The organism is Mesorhizobium sp. LCM 4577, assembly GCF_001854795.2.
In the GTDB taxonomy this organism is placed as follows: Bacteria; Pseudomonadota; Alphaproteobacteria; order Rhizobiales; family Rhizobiaceae; genus Mesorhizobium; species Mesorhizobium plurifarium.
Map to the genome: position 1 here is coordinate 513,494 of NZ_MDDU01000002.1, position 20,808 is coordinate 534,301.

At 65.3% G+C, this 20,808-nt stretch carries 19 protein-coding genes; 15 read left to right on the forward strand and 4 right to left on the reverse strand.

The genetic code is table 11. The features are described 5' to 3' along the window. The first annotated feature begins 35 nt into the window (after positions 1–35). From LCM4577_RS07000 to LCM4577_RS07010, 3 genes are all read left to right on the forward strand, one after another. On the forward strand, positions 36–2,222 hold the full coding sequence (locus tag LCM4577_RS07000; protein ID WP_071070408.1) for a flotillin family protein: 2,187 nt from the start codon (positions 36–38) through the stop codon (positions 2,220–2,222). A 66-nt stretch (positions 2,223–2,288) separates the two neighbouring features. Then, a complete protein-coding gene (locus LCM4577_RS07005) occupies positions 2,289–2,726 on the forward strand; it encodes an SRPBCC family protein (RefSeq protein WP_071070410.1) in 438 nt (145 codons plus the stop codon). A gap of 9 nt (positions 2,727–2,735) precedes the next feature. Then, complete coding sequence (locus tag LCM4577_RS07010; RefSeq protein WP_083354647.1) at positions 2,736–4,271, forward strand: SRPBCC family protein; 1,536 nt, start codon at positions 2,736–2,738, stop codon at positions 4,269–4,271. Between the two features lie 17 nt (positions 4,272–4,288). Here the strand turns inward: LCM4577_RS07010 and LCM4577_RS07015 are convergent, their stop codons facing one another. Continuing rightward, complete coding sequence (locus tag LCM4577_RS07015; protein WP_071070411.1) at positions 4,289–5,596, reverse strand: glutamine synthetase family protein; 1,308 nt, start codon at positions 5,594–5,596, stop codon at positions 4,289–4,291. Further along, complete coding sequence (locus tag LCM4577_RS07020; RefSeq protein WP_071070413.1) at positions 5,593–6,441, reverse strand: MurR/RpiR family transcriptional regulator; 849 nt, start codon at positions 6,439–6,441, stop codon at positions 5,593–5,595. Before LCM4577_RS07020 ends, LCM4577_RS07015 begins: the two co-directional genes overlap by 4 nt. Positions 6,442–6,542: 101 nt before the next feature. On the opposite strand from LCM4577_RS07020, the gene LCM4577_RS07025 reads away from it, so the two are divergent. From LCM4577_RS07025 to LCM4577_RS07065, 9 genes are read left to right on the forward strand one after another with little or no spacing between them, the layout of a single operon-like run. Continuing rightward, complete coding sequence (locus tag LCM4577_RS07025; protein ID WP_071070626.1) at positions 6,543–7,319, forward strand: N-formylglutamate amidohydrolase; 777 nt, start codon at positions 6,543–6,545, stop codon at positions 7,317–7,319. 3 nt (positions 7,320–7,322) lie between these two features. Next, positions 7,323–7,970 carry an isochorismatase family cysteine hydrolase gene (locus LCM4577_RS07030; RefSeq protein WP_040990630.1) on the forward strand — a complete coding sequence of 216 codons (648 nt, stop codon included), beginning with the start codon at positions 7,323–7,325 and terminating at the stop codon, positions 7,968–7,970. Further along, complete coding sequence (locus tag LCM4577_RS07035; protein WP_071032621.1) at positions 7,967–9,277, forward strand: M20 family metallopeptidase; 1,311 nt, start codon at positions 7,967–7,969, stop codon at positions 9,275–9,277. The genes LCM4577_RS07030 and LCM4577_RS07035 overlap by 4 nt, the downstream gene beginning before the upstream one ends. Before the next feature lie 49 nt (positions 9,278–9,326). Continuing rightward, positions 9,327–10,559 carry an ABC transporter substrate-binding protein gene (locus LCM4577_RS07040; RefSeq protein ID WP_071070415.1) on the forward strand — a complete coding sequence of 411 codons (1,233 nt, stop codon included), beginning with the start codon at positions 9,327–9,329 and terminating at the stop codon, positions 10,557–10,559. Between the two features lie 9 nt (positions 10,560–10,568). After that, positions 10,569–11,303 (forward strand): ABC transporter ATP-binding protein, encoded by a 735-nt coding sequence (locus LCM4577_RS07045; protein ID WP_071070417.1) that lies wholly within the window; start codon positions 10,569–10,571, stop codon positions 11,301–11,303. Beyond that, the gene (locus LCM4577_RS07050; protein ID WP_071070419.1) at positions 11,300–12,025 is read left to right on the forward strand and encodes an ABC transporter ATP-binding protein; all 726 of its coding nucleotides are present in this window, start codon (positions 11,300–11,302) and stop codon (positions 12,023–12,025) included. The genes LCM4577_RS07045 and LCM4577_RS07050 overlap by 4 nt, the downstream gene beginning before the upstream one ends. Then, positions 12,025–12,888 (forward strand): branched-chain amino acid ABC transporter permease, encoded by an 864-nt coding sequence (locus LCM4577_RS07055; RefSeq protein ID WP_041010051.1) that lies wholly within the window; start codon positions 12,025–12,027, stop codon positions 12,886–12,888. The genes LCM4577_RS07050 and LCM4577_RS07055 overlap by 1 nt, the downstream gene beginning before the upstream one ends. After that, entirely contained in the window at positions 12,888–13,865 is a 978-nt protein-coding gene (locus LCM4577_RS07060) for a branched-chain amino acid ABC transporter permease (RefSeq protein WP_071070421.1), read from the forward strand. The genes LCM4577_RS07055 and LCM4577_RS07060 overlap by 1 nt, the downstream gene beginning before the upstream one ends. Positions 13,866–13,884: 19 nt before the next feature. Then, a complete protein-coding gene (locus LCM4577_RS07065; RefSeq protein WP_071070423.1) occupies positions 13,885–16,218 on the forward strand; it encodes a penicillin acylase family protein in 2,334 nt (777 codons plus the stop codon). Here the strand turns inward: LCM4577_RS07065 and LCM4577_RS07070 are convergent. Beyond that, positions 16,196–16,414 carry a hypothetical protein gene (locus LCM4577_RS07070; protein ID WP_131803428.1) on the reverse strand — a complete coding sequence of 73 codons (219 nt, stop codon included), beginning with the start codon at positions 16,412–16,414 and terminating at the stop codon, positions 16,196–16,198. The two genes, LCM4577_RS07065 and LCM4577_RS07070, sit on opposite strands and share 23 nt — an antisense overlap. A 34-nt stretch (positions 16,415–16,448) precedes the next feature. On the opposite strand from LCM4577_RS07070, the gene LCM4577_RS07075 reads away from it, so the two are divergent. The 3 genes from LCM4577_RS07075 to LCM4577_RS07085 are packed head-to-tail and all read left to right on the forward strand — an operon-like array spanning position 16,449 to position 19,313. Beyond that, positions 16,449–17,240: an enoyl-CoA hydratase-related protein gene (locus tag LCM4577_RS07075; protein WP_040990613.1), complete on the forward strand. Its 792-nt coding sequence runs from the start codon at positions 16,449–16,451 to the stop codon at positions 17,238–17,240. Positions 17,241–17,259: 19 nt separating this feature from the next. Continuing rightward, a complete protein-coding gene (locus LCM4577_RS07080) occupies positions 17,260–18,759 on the forward strand; it encodes a 3-hydroxyacyl-CoA dehydrogenase (protein WP_071070628.1) in 1,500 nt (499 codons plus the stop codon). 20 nt (positions 18,760–18,779) lie between these two features. Beyond that, complete coding sequence (locus tag LCM4577_RS07085) at positions 18,780–19,313, forward strand: cytochrome P450 (protein WP_198541022.1); 534 nt, start codon at positions 18,780–18,782, stop codon at positions 19,311–19,313. A 272-nt stretch (positions 19,314–19,585) separates the two neighbouring features. Here the strand turns inward: LCM4577_RS07085 and LCM4577_RS07090 are convergent, their stop codons facing one another. Beyond that, positions 19,586–20,803, reverse strand: a complete 1,218-nt coding sequence (locus tag LCM4577_RS07090; RefSeq protein ID WP_071032609.1) for an FAD-binding oxidoreductase — start codon at positions 20,801–20,803, stop codon at positions 19,586–19,588. Positions 20,804–20,808: the final 5 nt, after the last annotated feature.

The following is a 20,808-nucleotide window of genomic DNA, read 5'->3' on the forward strand; positions in this document are numbered from 1 at the left end:
TGGCGCCGACCGGATTGTGTAGGGGAGAATAAATCATGGACGCGCAGAGCTTTGGCGCTTTCCTGTTGTGGCTGATCGTCGCCGCGGTCGTCGTGGTGATCGCCGTCTACATCCTGCGGTGGCTCTATCGCCGCTCGACCAAGGAGACGGCATTCGTGCGCACCGGCTTCCTGGGCGAGAAGGTGGTGGTCAACGGCGGCGCCTTCGTCATCCCCGTGCTGCACGAGATCACCCCGGTCAACATGAACGTGCTGCGCATCGAGGTGCGCCGCGAGGACGCGCTGGCGCTGATCACCAGGAACCGCATGCGCGTCGACCTCATCGCCGAGTTCTTCGTCCGCGTCGGCGCGAGCCGCGAGTTCGTCGCCGCCGCGGCGCAGACGCTCGGCCGCCGCACGCTGCAGCCCGACAATCTGCGCGAATTGCTGGAGGGCAAGTTCGCCGGCGCCATGCGCACCATCGCCGCCCAGATGACGCTGGAAGAGATGCATGAGTTGCGCGGCGACTATGCCGAAAAGGTCCGGGCGCTCGCCTCGGATTCGCTGGCCGCCAACGGGCTCGAGCTGGAGAGCGTCGCCATCGTCGACCTCGACCAGACCAGCCTCGAATATTTCGACCCGTCCAACGCCTTCGATGCCGAAGGCCTGACGCAGCTGACGGAATCCATCGAGACCAGGCGCCGCATGCGCAACGAGATCGAGCAGCGCACTTTGGTCGACATTCGCAACCAGAACCTCGATACGCAGCGCAAGGTGCTGGAGATCGAGCGCGACACCGAATACGCCCGCCTCGAACAGGAGCGCGAAGTGGAAATACGGCGCGCGGCGCAGCGCTCCGAGCTCGCCAGGGAGCGCGCCGTGCGCGACCAGGAAGCCGAACAGGCGCAGCTTTCGGCGCGCGAGGCGGTGGAGAAATCGCGCCTCGCCCAGGAGCGCAGCATCACCGAGGAACGCATCCGCAGCGAGGAAGACACGCAGCGCCGCGAGATCGCGCGCCGCCGCGCGCTCGACGAGGCCGAGATGAAGATGCGCGAACTGACTGAGCGCGAGCAGATCGCCCTTGGACTGGCGCTGGAGAAGGCGCGCATCGAGCGTGAGGGCGCGCAGAGCGGGCTCGAGATCGAGCGCAAGAAGTCGCTGGAGATCGCCGAGCTCGAACGCCAGATCGCGCTGGCCGAAAAGGCGCTCGAAGTGACCAGGGCGGAAGCCGAGAAGCGCCGCGCCGAAATCGTCGAGAACCAGGCGACCGAGACGGCGCGCATCGAGCAGGAACGTGCCGTCGACGAGGTGCGGATCGACAGGGAGCGCCACCTCGAAGCGCTTCAGATCGCCAAGCGCCAGGCCTTCGAGGAAGCCGAGATCGCGGCGGCCGAGGAAGTGGAGCGGGCGCGCATCACCACCGAGCGCGGCATCGAGGAAGCCAAGCTCGTCAAGGAGCGCGAGCTGCGCCAGCTCGCCGTCGACCGCGACCAGAAGGTGGAGATCGCCGAAATCCAGAAGGCCATCGACATCGCCAAGAAGACGCAGGAACGCTCCTCGGCTATCGCCGCTTCGGAAGCCGTCCGCGCCAAGGCCGTCCAGGCCGAGGAACAGGCCCTGACCGCCCGCGAACGCGAGATCGCCGAGCGCCGCAAGCTGACCGACCTGATCGCCGCTCAACGCGAGGCGGAGCGCGAGGCGCTTCGCGTGACGGCCGCCGCCGAGGCCGAGATGAAGGCCGCCAAGAGCCTGGCGGAGGCGCAGAAGATCGCGGCCGTCGCCGCCGCGGAGGCGGAAAAGATCCACGCCCTTGCCGCCGCCCAGCGCTACGAAGTCGACGCGGCCGGCCATCGGCAGATCAACGAAGCGGAGAACCTTCTTTCCAGCGAAGCGCGCGCCGGACGCCTGCGCGGCAAACTGCTCGATCACATGGAAGGCATCATCCGCGAGAGCGTCAAGCCGATGGAAAAGATCGACGGCATCAAGATCCTGCACGTCGACGGCATCAATGGCGGGGCGGGCGGCAACCGCAACGTCACCGACGAGGTGATCGATTCGGCGCTGCGTTACCGCGTGCAGGCGCCGATGATCGACAATCTGATGAAGGAGATCGGCATCGAGGGCGGCTCGCTCGGACGGATGACCGATGTGCTGCGCGACGCCAAGGACATTTCCAACCTCGCCCGCGACAAGAAAGGCAAAGGCAAGACCGCCAAGGACGATGATGACGACCGCGACCATTGACCAGATGTCCGCAAGGTCGTTTCCCGAGGGCGGACGACTCCGTAGTTATCTCGGCGGTCGCCCGGCATGACCAAGGTCTATGTCTCTTCGGTCATCCCGGCTCCGGCCGCGGACGTCTGGAACGTCGTGCGCGACTTCAACGGCTTGCCGGGCTGGGCGCCTTTCGTGGCCGAGAGCCGCATCGAGCAGAACGCGCATGCCGACCGGATCGGCTGCATCCGCAATTTCACGCTCAAGGACGGCGGACGGATCCGCGAGAAACTGCTGGCGCTGTCGGACTACGACCTCTCCTGCAGCTATGCGATCCTGGAGAGCCCGATGCCGGTGGAGAACTATGTCGCCACCCTGTCGCTGACGCCGATAACCGACGGCAATATGACGCTGGCCGAATGGCAGGCGGAATTCGATTGCACGCCTGAGCGCGAGGCGGCGCTGACGCAGCAGATCGGCGGCGGCGTGTTCCAGGCCGCGTTCACCGCGTTGAAGCAGCGCTTCGGGCGCTGACCGCCGCGCATGGTCCAGGTCCGCCAGAGCACGATCATCGATGCCCCGATTGAGGAGGTCTGGGCGATCCTGCGCGATTTCAACGGCCACGACCGCTGGCACCCGGCCATCGCGGCGAGCGAGATCGACGGCGGCGAGCCGGCCGACGCGGTCGGCGCCGTGCGCCATTTCCGCCTGGCCGACGGCGGCGAACTGCGCGAACAGCTTCTGGCGCTGTCCGACAAGGACCGCCGGCTGAGCTACTGCCTGCTCGAAGCGCCGCTGCCGTTGATGGGCTATGTCGCATCGATACGGCTGAAGCCGGTAACCGACGGCAACGCCACCTTCTGGGAATGGCGCTCCGAATTCCACCCGCCGGCGCATCGCCGCGACGAACTGGTGAAGCTGGTCGCCGAAGACATCTATCGCGCCGGCTTTGCCGCGATCCGCAATCTGCTGGGGCGCCCGGACGCCGCCACGCCGGCCGAGGCGAGGCCTTCGCCGGCGATCATGCCGTCGAGGCCAACAGGCGTTGCGGCCCGCCCGGTCCCCTCACCGGCGATCCTCGCACCGTCCCGGAACACGGCAGAAACGACGCGCGCGATCCTCGTCGAGCGCTATGGCGGGCCGGACGTGCTGCAGCTGAAGGAGATCGCCTTGCCGCCGCCGGCGCCCGGCGAGGTGCGGATCCGCCACACGGCGATCGGCGTCAACTTCATCGACGTCTATTGCCGCACCGGCTTCTTCGACCTTATGCGGCTGCCCGGCGTGCCCGGCATGGAAGCGGCAGGTGTCATCGAGGCTGTCGGCGCGGCGATCTCCGGCCTGTCGGTCGGYGATCGGGTGACCTATGCCTGCCCGCCTGTCGGCGCCTATGCCGAACGCCGCAACATGACGGCCGACCTGTTGGTGCGCCTGTCGGACGACATACCGGACGAAGCCGCCGCCGCGAGCCTGCTCAAGGGCGTGTCGGCCAGCTTCCTGCTGCATGACGTCCATGCCGTTCGGCCGGACGAGGTCGTGCTCATCCACGCCGCCGCCGGCGGCATCGGCCAGTTGCTGGTGCAATGGGCGCGCCATCTCGGCGCCACCGTGATCGCAACCGTGTCGAGCGACGACAAGGCGCGCATCGTCGAGCGGCTCGGCGCGCACCATGTCATCGTCTACTCCCGGGAGGATTTCGCGGAAGCGGTCATGCGGCTGACCGCCGGCGCAGGCGCCAACGTCATCTACGACGCCGTCGGCGCCGACACATTCGCCGGTTCCCTCACTGCCCTTTCCGTGCGCGGTCATCTCGTCAGCTTCGGCCAGGCGTCGGGTCCGGTCGGCAGTTGGGACATCGACCGCCTGGCCTCGAAGTCGATCACCGTTTCGCGGCCCAATTATGCGCATTACACAGACACGCCCGAGAAGCTCGCGCCGCATGTCGACCGCTTCTTTACGGCCTTTCGCCAGCGCGCCGTCAGGGTCGGGCAGCCCGCGGCCTATGGTCTGGCCAATGCCGCGGACGCCCACCGGGACCTGGAAGCCCGCAGGACCAGCGGGGCGCTCGTTCTGGTGCCGTAGCCACGGATCGAGCCGGTCTAGTAAACGGCCTCATAGGCCTTGCATTGCTCGAGCACGCTGCGGTCGCCGAGGAATTTCAGTTCGCCGAGCTTGTGGTCACGGTAGACCTCGCAGAAGCCGGCGGGGAACCAGCCGCGCACCGTCTCGTTGGCCATCATCCGCTCGATCGCCTCACTGAGCGATTGCGGCAGCCGCGTGAAGCCGCGGGCGGCGAGCGCCGCGGGATCGAGCAGCGAGAGATCTTCCTGCGTCGCCCGCGGCGCCTCGAGCTTCTCCACGATGCCCTGCACGCCGGCATGAACGATCGCCGCGAGCGCCAGATGCGGCGACGCGGCGGCGTCGGCCGCGCGGAATTCGATGTTGTACTGCCTGGCCACGCCCTCCGGGTCACGTGCGGTGGTCGGGCATATCCGCACCGACGCTTCCCGATCGCGGACACCGAGATTGTTGAAGGCGGCACTCCAGCGATGCGGCGTCAGCCTGAGATAGGAAACCGACGACGGCGCCGTGAAGGCGACGATGCTGTCGAGATATTTCAGCACGCCCGCGACGAACGCTTGCGTGATCGCGGACATGCCGTGCGGACCATTCTCGTCATAGGTCGCGGGCCGGCCGCTGGAATCCTCGAAGCTGAGATGGATATGGACGCCATTGCCGACGCCGTCGGGGTGGCGGATCGGGGTGAAGCTCGCCTCGTCATCGAAGCGCCGCGCGGTGGCGCGGACCATCTCGCGCAGGACAAGGCCGGCATCGGCCACGCGCAAGCCGCGCTCCGGGCTGATCGTCACCTCGTATTGGCCGACGCCGTATTCCTTCATCACCGTGTCCGGCTTCAGGCCGGCCGTCTTGATCGCAGCCATCAGCGTCGCCGCGAATGCCGCCCGGTTGCGGTAGCCCTCCATGGAATAGGCGCCGCCGCCTTCGCCGGCCTTGAGGTGGAACTCGTGTTCGAAGGCGCCGACCAGCCGGACACCCGCGACATCCTCCAGCTTCTTCAGCGCCGATTTCAGGATGGAGCGCGTGCAGCACTCCCACGGAACGCCGTCGAGGGTCAGGATGTCGCCGAGCATGAAGTCCTCGGCAGGGCTGCCATCCTCGAAATCAACCGTCACGCGGCTGTCCCGGTCGGGCACCAGCAGGAGATCGCCGAGCGAACCATACGGGCTTTCGGCAATGGCATCGAAGCAGGTGATCTGCACGTTGGTGGGCGTCCAGCCCACGCCGCGCCCTGCCCGCCTCTCGATCAGATCGAGAGGAAATGCCTTGCCCCGAACGCGCCCCGAAACGTCGCATGTGGCGACGAAGAGCAGGGGTTCCCTTATCATTTTGTCGGCTTCCTTTCCTTGTCCAGCCGCAAGGCGTCCCAGGCGCGGATGCGGCTGCTTGTGGAATTCCAATCGCGTTCGGAAATGTGGGTGATCATGGCGTCCACCGTGACCATGGCGGCGATGTAGGTGTCCCATGCCGTTCCATTGTCGATCGCGAGCGCGATGACCTCGGTTGCCTCGCTGGAGACCGGCGACAACCATTTGTCGGTGAAGAGCAGCACTTCGATGCCGCTCGCCCRCTTGGCCGTGCGCACGAGCTGCTCGAGGCGCGGCTGGTAGCGGCGAAAATCGAACACAACGAAGACGTCGCGCGCCTTCATCCGCAAGATGTATTCGGGCCAGACTTCCGGATCGGGCGGGATATGAAAGACGTCGCGCCGGATCTGGCGCAGATGGCGCGAGAAATGCTGGGCCATGGGGTCGCTGATGCGGCCGCCGATCAGATAGATGGCCCGCCTTTCATCCGCCACCATGCCGCAGATGCGCTCGAACTGCACTTGCGTCAGCGTTGCGGGAAGCGCGCGCACAATCTGGCTCGCGCGTTCGACATAGGCCTCGAGGAAGTTCGCGCCGTGCGAGCTTTTGCTGTGCAGCTCGACCGGCGAGCGATGCCACTCCTTGAGCTCGCCGATCAGCTTGTGCTGGAAATCCTGGTAGCCCTGGCAGCCCAGCTTGGCAACGAAGCGCGTGATCGAGGGCGCCGACACGCCCGTCTTGTCGGCGAGCGTCTGGATCGTCTGCAGCCCGGCAAACGGATAGTCCGCCAACAGCGTCGAGGCCAGCTTGCGTTCAGCCGGCGTCAGCGCGCTCTCAAGCTCTTCGATCTGTGCCCTGAGTTCCATTCCCGCCTTCCTCCCACGCAGAAAAAATTTAGTCAATTATCATTTTGGATTTGACATTGATGAAAAACTTTCATCATCCTGACTCCAACAAAGAAGGCATCATGAATATTTCCAATCAACCACAACCGACCCTTCTCGGCGCATCCGATCCCGCGCCCGTGGAGATCGTCAATCCCGCCGGCAGCGGCGACGTGCTCCTCGTCTGCGAACATGCCGGCCGGGAGATCCCATCCTCCCTGGGAGACCTCGGCATCGCGGCGAGCGAGATGGACAGGCATATCGCCTACGACATCGGCGCGCGCGATCTTGCCTTGATGCTCTCCGAGCGCCTCGACGCGCCCCTCGTCGCGCAGCGATACAGCCGGCTGGTCATCGATTGCAACAGGCCGACGGAAGCCGACGACTCCATCCCGCCGGTCAGCGACGGGACCGAAATACCAGCCAACAGGAACCTGGATGCAAGGGAACGGGCGCAGCGGGCGACGGAGATTTTCGAGCCGTTCGACCGCGCGCTGGCGGGAGCGATCCGGGATCGCAGGCCGAAGGCCATTTTCGCGATCCACAGCTTCAATCCGGTGCTGCGGGGCGTGTCGAGGCCGTGGGATATCGGCTTCCTCTACAGGAAGGACGGGCGGACGTCCCCGGCGCTCCAACGATATCTGCTCGCGGCCGCGCCGGACCTTTCGATCGGCATGCAGGAGCCTTACGCGATCAGCGATCAATCCGATTGGTTCGTACCGGTGCATGGCGAGCGCAACGGCATCGCCCACAGCCTGATCGAGGTACGCAACGACCACATTTCGCACCCTGAAGGCGTGGCGCGTTTCGCCGGCCTTCTCGCGGGCGCGATCGGCGATTTCATGAAGAAGGGCGACTAAGGAATGGAACTGACACGCAACGTTCCGCTGGTGCCGGAACAATCCTGCATCCTGTTCATCGATGTGCAGAATTTCTCGGCGCATCGCGACGGCGGCGAGTTCAAGGACCTCGGCAAGGCCGAGTTCGAGGAAAAGTACGGCTGGTTCTTCAAGCGCATCCAGAGCGAGACCATCCCGAACATGAAGCGTCTGCTGGATGCCTTCCGCGCCGGCGGGATCGAGGTGATGCACACGACGATCGAAAGCCTGACCAAGGACGGCCGCGACCGCAGCCTAGATTACAAGATCACCGGCTTCCATGTGCCGAAGGGATCCTGGGACGGCAAGGTCATCGACGAACTGGCGCCCGCGGACGACGAGATCTGCCTTCCCAAAACCTCGTCCTCGGTCTTCGTCTCCACGCATATCGACTACATCCTGCGCAATCTCGGCGTGCGCCAGCTCGTGATATCCGGRCTCCTGACCGACCAGTGCGTGGAAAGCGCGGTCCGCGACGCCTGCGACCTTGGATATCTCGTCACCCAGGTGACCGACGCCTGCGCGACCTATTCGCAGGAGCGCCACGACAATTCGCTGCGCACCATCAAGGGCTATTGCCGCCAGGTGACCACCGATCAGCTTCTCGATGAATTGAAGGGGCTCGCGAAATGAGCGACACGATTTCCGCCGTCTGGAAGGCCGTCGAAGAGGACCGTGACTATGTCGTCGGGCTGACCCGGGACATCGTGCGGATACCATCCGTCAATCCGAAGTTTCAGGCCGATCCCGCCATCAACCGCGAGGCCGACGTACAGACCCGTCTCGCCGGCGAACTGGAAGCGCTCGGCTTCGGCGTCGATCGTTGGGACGTGTTTCCGGACCGGCCGAACCTGACCGGCGAGTGGGCGGGCAGCGACGAGAAGAGCCTTATCCTCTGTGGCCATGTCGACGTCGTGCCGGTGGGCGATCAGTCGAAATGGAACTGCGATCCGTTCGGCGGCGACATCAAGGACGGCCGCATCTGGGGCCGCGGCGCGATCGACATGAAGGCAGGCGTCGCCGCCTGCGTGGCGGCGGCGCGCGCGGTCCGCAACGCAGGCATCAAGCTCGATGGCCGGCTCGCCATCCACACCGTGGTCGACGAGGAGGCCGGCGGCTTCGGGGCGATGGACCTCGTCAAGCGCTCGCGCCTGGCGAAGAGCGCTATCATCGCCGAGCCGACCTGGGGCAACATCGTGCCGGCCGAAGGCGGACTGACCTGGGTGCGCGTGACGATTTTCGGCAAGCAGGCGCATGCCGGCTGGCGCTTCAACTCGATCTGGCCGCAGCCGCATGTCGAGGGCCGTCTCACGCCCGGCGTCAATGCGATCGAGCTCGCCACGCGCTTCCTGATGGCGCTGCGCGACTTCGAAACCTCGCGCTGCCGGGACAACTGGCATCCGCTGGTGCCTGCAGGCCTTGCCACGATCAATCCAGGCGTCATTCGCGGTGGCGCGGGCATGGGCCCCGACGGCACGCCGGCGATCATGACCAACGCGGCCATCATCCCCGACATCGTCACCATCGATCTCGACTACAAATTCATGCCGCAGGAGAAATTCGAGGACGTGAAGGCGGAGTTCGAAAACTTCGTCCACCACTTCGCCGCCTCCGACGCCTGGATGCGGGATCATCCGCCAGCGATCGAGTGGGATCTCTTCGACCTCAACTTTCCGCCGATGAACACGCCGGTCGACGCACCGATCGTGCAATCGCTCAACAGGCGCGCCACGCAGGCGCAGGCCAAGGCGCCCGTGATCAAGGGGTTCGAAGCTGTCACCGACGCCGCGCATTACGCCGGCGCCGGCGTGGTGCCGGTTATCTACGGACCGGCCGGCGACGGCTTTCACGGCGACAATGAATGCGTGGAGATCGAAAGTCTGATCGAGACCACGAAGGTCATCGCCGCGGCCATCATCGACACGTGCGGCACCGCCTGAACGAACCGGCCAACAAACCAACAAAGCAAGAATATCAAGGGGTAACGAAATGATCACCAGACGCGTTCTTATGGGAGCAGTATCGGCCGCGGCGCTCTTTTCCACGTCCGCATTCGCCTATGCCGACACCGTCAAGCTCGGCGTGCTCGCGCCGCTCACCGGCCCGGCCGCGRCCGACGGGCAGGAAATCGTCAACGGCGCCAAGCTTGCCGTCGACGAGCTGAATGCCGCCGGCGGTATAGCCGGCCACACCTTCGAAGTGGTCGTGGCCGATGTCGGCGACGGCAATCCCGACAAGGTCGCGACGGCGGTCGAGCGGCTGCTCGGCGATCACGATATGGGCGGCGTGTTCACCAATTATGCCTCGAGCACCAATTTCGAGATCGAGATGATGGCCGAGCAGGACATGGTCTACATGATCGCCGCCAACTCGCAGCAGACCCACGACATCATCGCGCCGAACCCCGAGAACTTCCCCACCGTATGGTCGCTGACCCCGTCCTATGACGGCTACAACACCGAGATCGTCCCGGTGATCAAGGAGCTGTCGGAGACGGGCAAGATCAAGCTGCCCAACAAGAAGGTCGCGATCATCTCGTCCGACAACCCTTATTCCAAGGGCATCGCGGAAGGCATGGCCAAGGCCTTCGGCGCCGACGGCTGGGAGATCACGCAGAACGATCTCGTGCCGTTCGGCGAAGTCAGCGACTGGCGCGCCTTCCTGGGCAAGGTGCGCAAGGACCCGCCGGCGCTGCTGATCAACACCGACTATCTGTCGGCCAATGCCGCGACCTTCATGACCCAGTTCATGGAGAATCCGACCGACAGCCTCGTGTTCATCCAGTACGCGCCGTCGGTTCCCGAATTCCTGAAGCTGACCAAGGAGAAGTCGTCCGGCGTGGTCTACAACATGCTGGGCGGCCTGCTTTTGTCGCCGAAAAATCCGCGCGCGCAGGAAGTGCTCGACAAGTACAAGGCGAAGTACAACATCGAATCCGGCGGCGCGGGCGCGCTGACCTACGAAGAGGTCATGATCTACGCCGACGCGCTGGCCAAGGTCGGCGACCCGACCAAGCGCAAGGAAGTCGGCGAACAGATCGGCAAGACCGACAAGCAGACCTCGATCGGGCGCATCACCTTCGACCCGGCGACGCATCTGTCGGTGCAGAACACCGACGGCGTTCCGCTGCAGTTCTACCAGATCCAGGACGGCAAGCGCGTCCTCTTCTATCCAGGCAAATATGCGACCGGCGACTTCGTCCAGCCGGCCTGGATGAAGTGACACGGTCCGATGAACGACACGATCCTTGAGGTCGTCGACGCCAGCAAGCACTTCGCCGGGTTGAAGGCCGTCAACGGCGTGAGCTTCGGCGTAACGCGCGGCGAGATCCTGGGCATTGCCGGCCCGAACGGCTCGGGCAAGAGCACGCTCTTCAATCTCATCACCGGCGTGCCCTTCGGCCCGACCTCCGGCGAGATACGCTTCCAGGGCCAGCGGATAGACCGCTGGCCCGCCCACCGCATCGCCCGCGCCGGGCTTGCCCGAACGTTCCAGAAGGATGCGGAATTTCCGGACCTGACGGCCGACGAGACATTGCTGGTCTGCGGCACCTATAACGGCCAGCTCGGCCGCGTCGCGGCGCGGACGCGTTCCGACGAGGTGCTCGGTCTCGTGGGGTTTGCCGACACGCGGCGCGGCATCCCCTCACGCAACCTGTCGGTCTATGAAAAGAAGCAGCTGATGATCGCCTCGGGGCTGATGTCGCGCCCGGCCGTGCTGATGCTCGACGAGCCGGCGTCCGGCCTCACCAAGCCCGAGATCGAGAGCCTGGACAGGCTGCTCGTCGCGGTCAACGCCTCCGGCGTGACCGTGCTCTTGATCGAACATGTTCTCAGCCTGCTGCTTTCGATCTCCCAGCGGCTCATCGTCCTCAACCAGGGTTCGGTCCTGGCCGAAGGCAACCCGGCCGAGGTCGTCCGCAACGAGGCGGTGATCACCGCCTATCTCGGAGGGCGCAAGCAATGATGCCCCTCCTCGACGTCAAGGACGTGCAGGCCGGTTATGGCGACATGCGCGTGCTGCACGGTCTTTCGCTGCACATCGGACCGCAGGAATCGATCGGGCTCTTCGGCCCCAACGGCCATGGCAAGACGACCTTGCTCAAGACCATCTCCAGCCTTGTGCGGCCCACGGCAGGCTCGATCACCTTCGACGGCACCGACATCACCGGCCGCAAGCCGCCGGCCATCGTCGAGGCCGGCCTGATCCATGCGCCGCAGGGCAACACGCTGTTCGRCAACATGCGCATCGCCGAGACGCTCGAACTGGCCGCCTTCAGCAAGCGGGCAAGCACCGGCGCCCAGAGGCGGCTCGATGACGTCTACGCCCTCTTCCCGCGCCTGGCCGAGCGCAAGACGCAGCTCGCCAAGACCTTGTCGGGCGGCGAGCGGCAGATGCTGTCGATCGGCTGCGCGCTGATGTGCGCGCCGCGCCTTCTGATGCTGGACGAGCCGACGCTCGGCCTCTCTCCCCGCCTCAAGGAGGAGCTCGGCGCGGCAATCGGCGAGATTTCCAAAAGCGGCGTGCCGCTGATCGTGGTCGAGCAGGACATCGAGTTCCTCCTCTCCCTCACCGACCGGCTCTACCTGGTGGAGCACGGCGTCGTCGTGCGCGAGATCGACCGAGCGAGCGCGCCCGATCATGAAGAGGTCATGCGGCTCTATTTCGGCGAAGGAGGCACGCATTGATGGATACGCTCCTCGCCACGCTGGTCTCCGGCCTGGTGCTCGGCTCGCTCTATGCCCTGATGGCGAGCGGACTCAGCCTGGTCTGGACGACGCTCGGCGTCTTCAACTTCGCGCATGGGGCGCTGATGATGGTCGGCGCTTTCATCGCCTGGACGGTCAGCGAAGCGGTCGGCGCCGGCCCTGTTGCAGGCGTCGTCGCAGGCACGCTCGGCGCCGGCCTGATCGGCATCGTCATCGAGCGGCTCGTCATCCGGCCGTTCTATGCCAGCCGCAACATGCTGCTCGTCACGGCCATGACGACGCTCGCCGTCACCATCATCCTCGAACGCGGCGCGCAGATGATCTGGGGACCGCGCCTGAAGCAGCTTCCGCCGCTCGTCGACGGCGAGATCAGGCTGTTCGGCAACGCGATCTCCGCGCATGAAGCCTTGCTGCTGGTGGCGGCGCCCGTCATCCTCATCGCGCTGTGGCGCTTCACGGTCTCGAGCAAGATCGGACGCAGCCTGCGCGCCGTCGGCCAGAACCAGGATTCGGCGGCGCTGATCGGCGTCGACGTGCCGACCGCCTTCGCGCTCGCCTTCGCGATCTCGGCAGCACTCGCGGGCCTCACCGGCGCGCTTCTCGGCTCGATCCGCTTCATCACGCCCGCCATGGGCAGCGAGCCGCTGACCAAGGCGATGATCGTCGTCATCTTCGGCGGTCTCGGCAGCCTCGGCTCGACGGCAGGCGCCGCCTATCTGATCGGCTTCATCGAGGCCTTCCTGGTGCTCTGGGTCGGCCTCTACTGGACGCCCTTCGCGCTCTTCCTGCTGATGATCCTCGTCCTCCTGCTCAGGCCGAACGGAATATTCGGAAAGAGATGATGACCAGAAACAACCTCCTGCTGCTTGCGCTCTTCGTGGTCCTGGCTTTCGTGCCGCAGGTCTTCACCGACGGCTATGTCAGGCACCTCTTCATCATCGCCTTCATCTACGCGATCATCGCGTCGAACTGGAACCTCAGCCTCGGTCATTGCGGCATCTTCAATTTCGGCCACATGACCTTCTTCGGCATCGGCGTCTACACGGCGGCGATCCTGACCAAGACCGCCGGCGTCAATCCCTGGCTCGCAATTCCCGCCTGCGCGGTCACGGCGGCGATCTCGGCCGTGATCATGGCGGCGCCGGTCGCCCGGCTCAAAGGCATCTATGTCGTGCTCGTCACCTTCGCGGTCAATCAGCTGATGGTGCAGCTGGTGCTCAGCCAGGCCGACCTGACGGGCGGCGCAAAGGGCCTGGTGCGCCTGCCGTTCCTCACCATCGGCGACTACAGCTTCATCCGCGACTACAAGCTCGGCTATTACTACCTGGCGCTGATCCTGCTCGGCCTGTCCACGGCTTTCCTGATCCTTGTCGCCGGTTCGCCCTTCGGCAAATCGCTCAAGGCAGTGCGCGACGCCGAGGACTATGCGACCGCGCGCGGCATCTCGGTGGCGCGCACGCGAATTTCAGTGCTGGTGCTGAGCGCCATCTTCACCGGCATCGCCGGCGGCTTCTACACCGTCTATCTGCGCGTCGCCTCGCCCGAGGTCTTCGGCTTCGGGACGATGTCGCTGGTGCTCTCGATGGTGCTGATCGGCGGCATCAACAGCGTTCTCGGCCCGGTGATCGCGGCGCTGGCGCTCACTTTCGCCAGCGAAGCCATGGCGGGGATTGGCGGCTTCGAGGACGCGCGCTACATCGTCATCGCGGTCGCCATGATCCTGGTGCTGAGGCTTGCGCCGGGCGGCCTGATCCAGATCCTCGAAAGGCTGGCGCCGACGGGGCAAAAGCAGGCGACGCCGACGAGGAGCCCAGCCTGATCCGGGAGCATCGATAATCATGAGCCAAGAGGAATTCGCCGTCGAAGGCCTGAGCTCGACGGCCAGCATCGTCGTCGACCGCTGGGGCATCGCCCATGTCCGAGCCGAAAGTTTCCTCGATATGTTCTTCGTCCAGGGCTTCAACGCGGCGCGCGACCGGCTCTGGCAGATCGATCTGTGGCGCAAGCGGGGCCTTGGCGTGCTGGCGGCGGATTTCGGCCCGGGTTACCTCGAGCAGGACCGCGCCGCCCGGCTTTTCCTCTATCGCGGCGACATGCGGGCGGAATGGGACGCCTATGCCCCCGACGCCGAGTCGATCTGCCGCCATTTCGTCGCCGGCATCAATGCCTATGTCGAGCTCTGCGAACACCAGCCGCACAGGCTGCCGCCGGAATTCGCCGCCCTTGGCACCCGCCCAGCCACATGGCAGCCGGAAGACGTCGTGCGCATCCGCAGCCATTCGCTGATGCGCAACGCCGTCTCGGAGGTGATCCGCTCCAACATCCTTGCGGAGCTCGACGCCGAACTCGACGCGCTCCGGCAGAAGCTGGAACCGCCGCATGACCCGCTTGCCGGCCGCGACCGCCCTGCCCCGCTGCCGCTCGACTGCCTCGACACGTTCAAGCTCGCCATCGCCCCCGTCACCTTCGGCAGAGAAAGGCTGACGGCCTGCATCGGCGATGCCCGCGCCTGGCGCAAGATGACGCCGCTCGGCGACGTCGTGCGCGACACCAGCCTGCAGGGCTCCAACAACTGGGTGGTGTCGGGCGCCAGGACCGCCAGYGGCCGGCCCATCCTGGCCAACGACCCGCACCGCACCCATGCGGTGCCGTCGCTGCGCTACATCGTCCACATCGCCTCGCCCGAATTCAACGGCATCGGGGCCGGCGAGCCGGCGCTGCCGGGCATCTCGATCGGCCACAACGGCCATTCGGCCTTTGGCCTCACGCTCTTCCTCGGCCATGACCAGGAAGATGTCTATGTCTACGAGACGCATCCGGAGGACCCCGGCCTCTACCGTTACGGAGACGGCTGGGAGGCTTTTCGCGACATCGGCGAGACCGCCTCGGTCAAGGGTTGCGGAGAGGCCGCGCTCGCCCTGCGTTTCACCCGCCACGGGCCGGTGATCGCCGAATATCCGGACCGGCATCTGGCGGTGGCGATCCGCACTGTCTGGACCGATCCCGGCACGGCCCCCTACTTCAAGAGCATCGCCGCCATGCGGGCGACCAGCTTCGAGGCGTTCCGCGACCATATGGGCGGCTGGGGCGTGCCGGCGGTCAACCAGGTCTATGCCGACGCCAAGGGCGATATCGGCTGGGCCGTCGGCGGGTTCTCTCCCATACGCCCCAACTGGGACGGGCTTCTGCCGGTGCCCGGCGACGGGCAGCATGAATGGCAGGGCTTCCTGCCGGGTCATGCGCTGCCCTTCAGCCGCAATCCGGCGAAGGGCTATTTCGCCACCGCCAACGAGTTCAACCTGCCGGCCGATTGGCCGATGGACCAGCCGATCGGCTATGAATGGCTGGAGCCCTCGCGCGCCCAGCGCATCGACGGCGTGCTGGCCGCCGACCAGCGCCATACCGTTGACGCGTCCCGCCGTCTTCAGACCGATGTGTTCTGCGTGCCGGCGAAGCGGGTCGTCGGCTTGCTGTCGACGCTGTCCGGACGCAACGAAGCGGAGACGGCGGCCCTGGAGTTACTCGCCAGCTGGGATTTCCGGCTGGCGGCCGACAGCCCCGGCGCCGCGCTCTACGAAGTCTGGTGGGCGAACCACTTGCACGTGGCCATCATTGCCGATGCCGTCGGCAAGCCGGAGTTGAGGCCATTGTTCGCGCCCGGCGACACCGCCGGCATCCTCGATCGGCTTGAAGCCATCGCGGCCGGGACCCCGGTGGCGTTTGCCGCGCTGGCGCTGGGCAGCCTGGCGAAAGCCTACGACGCATGCCGGCAGGCGCTCGGCCCCGACACCGATGAATGGGCATGGGGCCGCCTGCACGAGGCGCTTTTCGAGCACCCGGCAGGAGCGGTCGCCAATGCCGGGGGCCGATGGAATGTCGGCCCCTTCCCCTTCGGCGGCAGCGGCAGCACGCCGATGAACGGCTCGTACCGCCCCACCGACTTCCGGCTCACCATCGGCGCCTCCTTCCGGATTGTCGTCGATGTCGGCGGTTGGGACAACAGTGTCTGCATCAACACGCCGGGCCAATCCGGCGATCCGCGGTCGGACCATTACGGCGACATGGCGCCGCTCTGGGCCGCGGGCGACTACGTGCCGCTGCTCTACACCGACAAGGCCGTCGACGCCGCGGCGGTGCTGACCTTGAAGCTCACGCCGAAGCGAGCCGCATAGGCTGGACCATGGCGCGCTTCGGCACGCCGGATGCCCTGCCGAACTCATGCAGCGACGCCGCACCGCAGCCGCTCCTACGAACCGCCCAGACGCGCTTCGAACGCCCACGGGACATCGTTTCCGGAGCGGTGTGGAGAATAGTCGTCAGGACGTCCATGTTAGCCTTGTAGGCGTCGCTGACGCTGACTACAGTCACGGATATGAAATTAAATTCCATGTACTAGGTACGAATGCGTCCCGCGAGCGATCAGTCTCTTGTTGTGGTGGAGAGCCGCCCGTTCGACAATGTGGGGTTGGTCGAGATCAACCGCCCCGAAGTCCGCAACGCAATCAATCTCGAAGTGCGGGAGAAGCTGGCTGCTGCGGTGGCAAGCTTCTCAGACGACGCGGAGATCCGTTCCATCGTCATTGCCGGGCGCGGCGCCAACTTTGCCGCCGGCGCCGACGTCAGAGCGTTTGAAAAGCTCGGCTCCGCCGACCTGCTTCTTCAACGCACCCATCGCTACTGGGATGTGATCGCGAAATGTCCGAAACCGGTTATTGCCGCGGTCGAGGGCTTTGCGCTGGGCGGTGGCTGCGAGCTTGCAATGCATGCCGACATCATCGTGGCGGCGCGCACAGCCACTTTCGGGCAGCCAGAGGTCAAACTCGGCCTCATGCCGGGCGCCGGCGGCACCCAGAGGCTGCTGAGAGCAATCGGCAAGTACAAGACGCTGATGCTCGTCCTGACCGGCGATATGTTCCCGGCGGAAGACGCCGAGCGCGCCGGCCTCGTCAGCATGCTCACGGATGAGGGCGATGCCCTGCGGCAGGCGCTGCAGATCGCCCAGAAGATCAGCCGTCTCCCGCCGTTGGCCGTCGAGCAGATCAAGGAAGCCGTCGTCAATGGCGAGGACGCTCCCCTGGAAACGGCGTTGCGCCTCGAGCGCAAGGCATTTCAACTGCTTTTCGATACGGCCGACAAACGGGAAGGCATCGCCGCCTTCCTGGAAAAGCGCAAAGCGTCATTTACGGGGCGCTGACTTGGCGGACGCGGGAGGGGTGTCGAGAAGTCGGGTCGAAAAAGCCGGTGTCGTGGGCGCCGGGGTGATGGGCTCCGGCATAGCGGAGGTTCTGGCGGCGGCGGGCGTCGACGTGATGATCGTCGACGAAGCGCCGGGAAAAGCCGCAGCCGCCCTCGAGCAGATCGCGTCGCGTCAACGCGCCAGGGCCGCCGCGGGCAAGGTCAGCGCGGAAACGGTCGAAAAACTGCTTGCCCGTATCGAACCCGTCGAGACGCTGGGCCGCCTGGCCGGCGCCGACCTGGTCGTGGAAGCCATCGTCGAACGTCTCGAGCCCAAGCGTCAGCTCATCGAGACGCTGGAAAAGATCGTCGGGCCGGACGCAATCATAGCGACCAACACATCGTCCCTGTCGGTGACGGCGATCGCCTCCGCGGCCAGCCGCCCGCAGCGGATCGCAGGCTATCATTTCTTCAACCCCGTCCCGGTGATGAAGCTGGTGGAGGTCATCTCCGGCGCCCATACGGCGCCTGAGGTCGAGCGCGCGCTGGTCGCGCTCGCGGCCCGCTTTGGCCATCGCCCCGTCATCGCCGCCGACACGCCCGGCTTCATCGTCAATCACGCTGGCCGCGCCTTCGGCACGGAAGCCCTGGCGATGCTGCGCGAAGGCGTCGCGCCGGTCGACGACATCGATGCGATCCTGCGGGACGCCGCCGGATTCAGGATGGGTCCGTTCGAGCTGATGGACCTGACCGGGCTCGATGTCTCGCATCCGGTCATGGAAAGCATCTACAACCAATTCTACCAGGATCCGCGCTATCGCCCGTCGGTCCTCGCCGCCCGGCGCGTGGAGGCCGGTCTTCTCGGCCGCAAGACCAAACGCGGGTTCTACGACCATGGCGATGGCCGACCGATCCCTCCCGCGGGACCGGTGGAAGCGGTCGGCGCCGAAGGGGCTTTGCCGGGTCGTGTCACCGTGATCGCCGACAACGAGGCCTCGGGCATGCAGGAACTCGTCGACTCGTGCGCCACCGACCGGACAATCGACGGCGACCACCTCATTCTCATCGGCCTGGAGGGCGAGGACGTGGCCGGCGCCGCGGTGCGGCTCGGTCTGCCGGCTTCGCTTTGCGTCGGCTTCGATCCGTTTTTCGGCATCGACCGCCACGTGACGCTCGTGGCCTCCGCCGCAACGTCCGACCGGACCAGGGAAGCGGCCTTGAGCCTGGTCCGCCGCGCCGGCCGCAAGGCGACCATGGTGGAGGATAGCTGCGGGGCCGTCTGCCAGCGCATCATCGCCATGATCGTCAATATCGGCAGCGAAATCGTCGAGCAGAAAATCGCTTCGGCACCCGATCTCGACGCGGCGGTCAGGCTTGGCCTGGGCTACCCGCTGGGGCCGCTGGAATGGGGCGACAAGATCGGCCCCAAACGCGTTCTGCGCATCCTGGACACGATTTATGACCGCACCCGCGACCCTCGCTACAGGGCAAGCCTATGGCTGCGGCGACGCGCGGAGCTAGGCCTTTCTTTGCAATAGGCCGAGCGGGAGGAGACGAGTTGGCCCAAAAGCATGAACTGAAACCATCGGCACCCTGGTACCGGATCGAGGCGGACGAATCCGACTGGAGCGCCCTTCCCGCTCGGGAGTTGGTTCGCCTTTATGCTCAAATGAAGCTGATCAGGCGCTTCGAGGAGAAAATTCTCGATCTGGAGAAAGCCGGCCTGATCCATGGTCCAGCGCATTCCAGCATAGGTCAGGAGGCGGCGGCTGTCGGCGCGGTGTCGATGCTGCGCGCCAACGACCAGATCAATGGCACGCATCGCGCGCACCATTACGATCCGTCGGTGTTTCCGGACCCGGAACGCTTCGATATCAACCGGATCCACGCCGGACTGACCACCTTCGGCAAGGGCATCCACATTTGCCCGGGAAGGCATCTGGGAGTGATGTTGATACGGGTTCTTCTGGATGTCTTTCTTGAAAAAGATATCGAGGTTGAACTTTCCGGTGATCGCGTCACCTGGATTCCTCGCCATATGGTCAATCAGCTCAGTGCCATGCCCGCGATCGTGAAGAGACGCACGGGGTGATCAACACCACGACACTATGGTGCATCGGCCTACTTGCGATCGCATGCCCGGCAAACCATTGCGGCGCCAAGGATTGGCTGGGCCGTCAAGTTGCTGAAAGCAAGTCGCTGATCGGCCTTCGCGTCGTTCCGGGATAGCAAGATGGTTGGTGGCCAACACTCAAGCCCACTAAAGCATGTCTCCCGAAAGTGGGAACCGGTTTCGGGATGAGGACATGCGTGAAATCGAAAACCTAAAGCGCATGGAGCGGACCTGAAAGATCGCGACGCGCTTCAGATCACTGCTTCCTCCAGGAACGGCTCGTTGCGCGGGATCCTTTCATAGCGGAAGGGCGACAGGTCGAGCGTCTGGAAGGCGCCATGGACGATCAGCTCCGACACCGCACGGCCGACCGCCGGCGACTGCTGCAGGCCGTGGCCTGAGAAGCCGTTGGCGAACATGAAATTCTTGATCTCCGGGTGGAAGCCGACGATGCCGTTGTGGTCGAGCATGTTGTATTCGTAATGGCCGGTCCAACTCGTCTGCACCTTCAGCGCGTCGAAGGCCGGGATGCGGTGCCAGAGAGCCGGCCAGATATAGTCGTCAAATTCCTCGAAATGCATCTCGAAGTCGTCATAGTCTGCCGGCCCGTCGCCCTGCGGCGTGTTGCCGGTGAGGAAGAGCTCGCCTTCCGGGCGCACGAATGTGCCGGAGAGATCGATGACATTGGGCATCCGGCCCGGAATCGGATTGGCGCTGGCAAAAACGAAGCTGTAGCGCTTGTAAGGCGCGACGGGGATGGAAAGGCCGGCCATGGCGGCGACCTGCTGTGCGCGCGGACCCGCCGCGTTGACGAGCGTTCCGCAAGCAACCGTCTCGCCGGTCGCAAGGCGAACGGAGACGACCCGCCCATCGGCGAGGTCCAATCCCGTCACGGCATTGTCGACATATTCGACGCCGCTGCCGCGCGCGGCGCGACGGAAGCCGTTCAGCAGGCCCATGGAATCGAACCAGCCCTCTTCGCGGGAACCCCAGGAGCCGCCGCCGAGATCCTCGACATTGAGCCACGGAAAACGTTCCTTCAACGCGCCTGGTTCGAGGAAGACGGTATGGGCGCCGAGGCTGCGCTGCAGCTCGACCCGTTCGCGCGCCGCTTCCACCCCCTCGGGCGAGCAGCAATAGAGATATCCGTGCTCCTTGAAGCCGAGATCGGGCGCCGGCTCATTCGGGTAGAAAGGCGCCATCCGCTCGGCAAAACCACGGATGATCTCGATGCCGAACTGGCTGATCTTCACATTGATCGGATTGGAATATTGCTGGCGGATGGCGCTGGTTGAGAGCGCGGTGGAGGAAAAGGTGTAGCTCGAGTCGCGCTCGACCACGAGGATCGAGGCGCCGCTGCCCAGCGCCTGGCTCAGCCAGTAGGCCGTCGAGGAACCGACGACCGCGCCGCCGACGATGACGATGTCATAGGCGTTGCGCGCCGGGGCCTTGTAAGGGGGGATCGCCACTTCTG

Coding starts and splice junctions, on each gene's coding strand:
- LCM4577_RS07015 (WP_071070411.1), bottom strand. CDS start 5,596: ATGATAAGGGAACCCCTGCTCTTCGTCGCCACATGCGACGTTTCGGGG.
- LCM4577_RS07045 (WP_071070417.1), top strand. CDS start 10,569: ATGAACGACACGATCCTTGAGGTCGTCGACGCCAGCAAGCACTTCGCC.
- LCM4577_RS07005 (WP_071070410.1), top strand. CDS start 2,289: ATGACCAAGGTCTATGTCTCTTCGGTCATCCCGGCTCCGGCCGCGGAC.
- LCM4577_RS07055 (WP_041010051.1), top strand. CDS start 12,025: ATGGATACGCTCCTCGCCACGCTGGTCTCCGGCCTGGTGCTCGGCTCG.
- LCM4577_RS07000 (WP_071070408.1), top strand. CDS start 36: ATGGACGCGCAGAGCTTTGGCGCTTTCCTGTTGTGGCTGATCGTCGCC.
- LCM4577_RS07025 (WP_071070626.1), top strand. CDS start 6,543: ATGAATATTTCCAATCAACCACAACCGACCCTTCTCGGCGCATCCGAT.
- LCM4577_RS07060 (WP_071070421.1), top strand. CDS start 12,888: ATGACCAGAAACAACCTCCTGCTGCTTGCGCTCTTCGTGGTCCTGGCT.
- LCM4577_RS07075 (WP_040990613.1), top strand. CDS start 16,449: ATGCGTCCCGCGAGCGATCAGTCTCTTGTTGTGGTGGAGAGCCGCCCG.
- LCM4577_RS07035 (WP_071032621.1), top strand. CDS start 7,967: ATGAGCGACACGATTTCCGCCGTCTGGAAGGCCGTCGAAGAGGACCGT.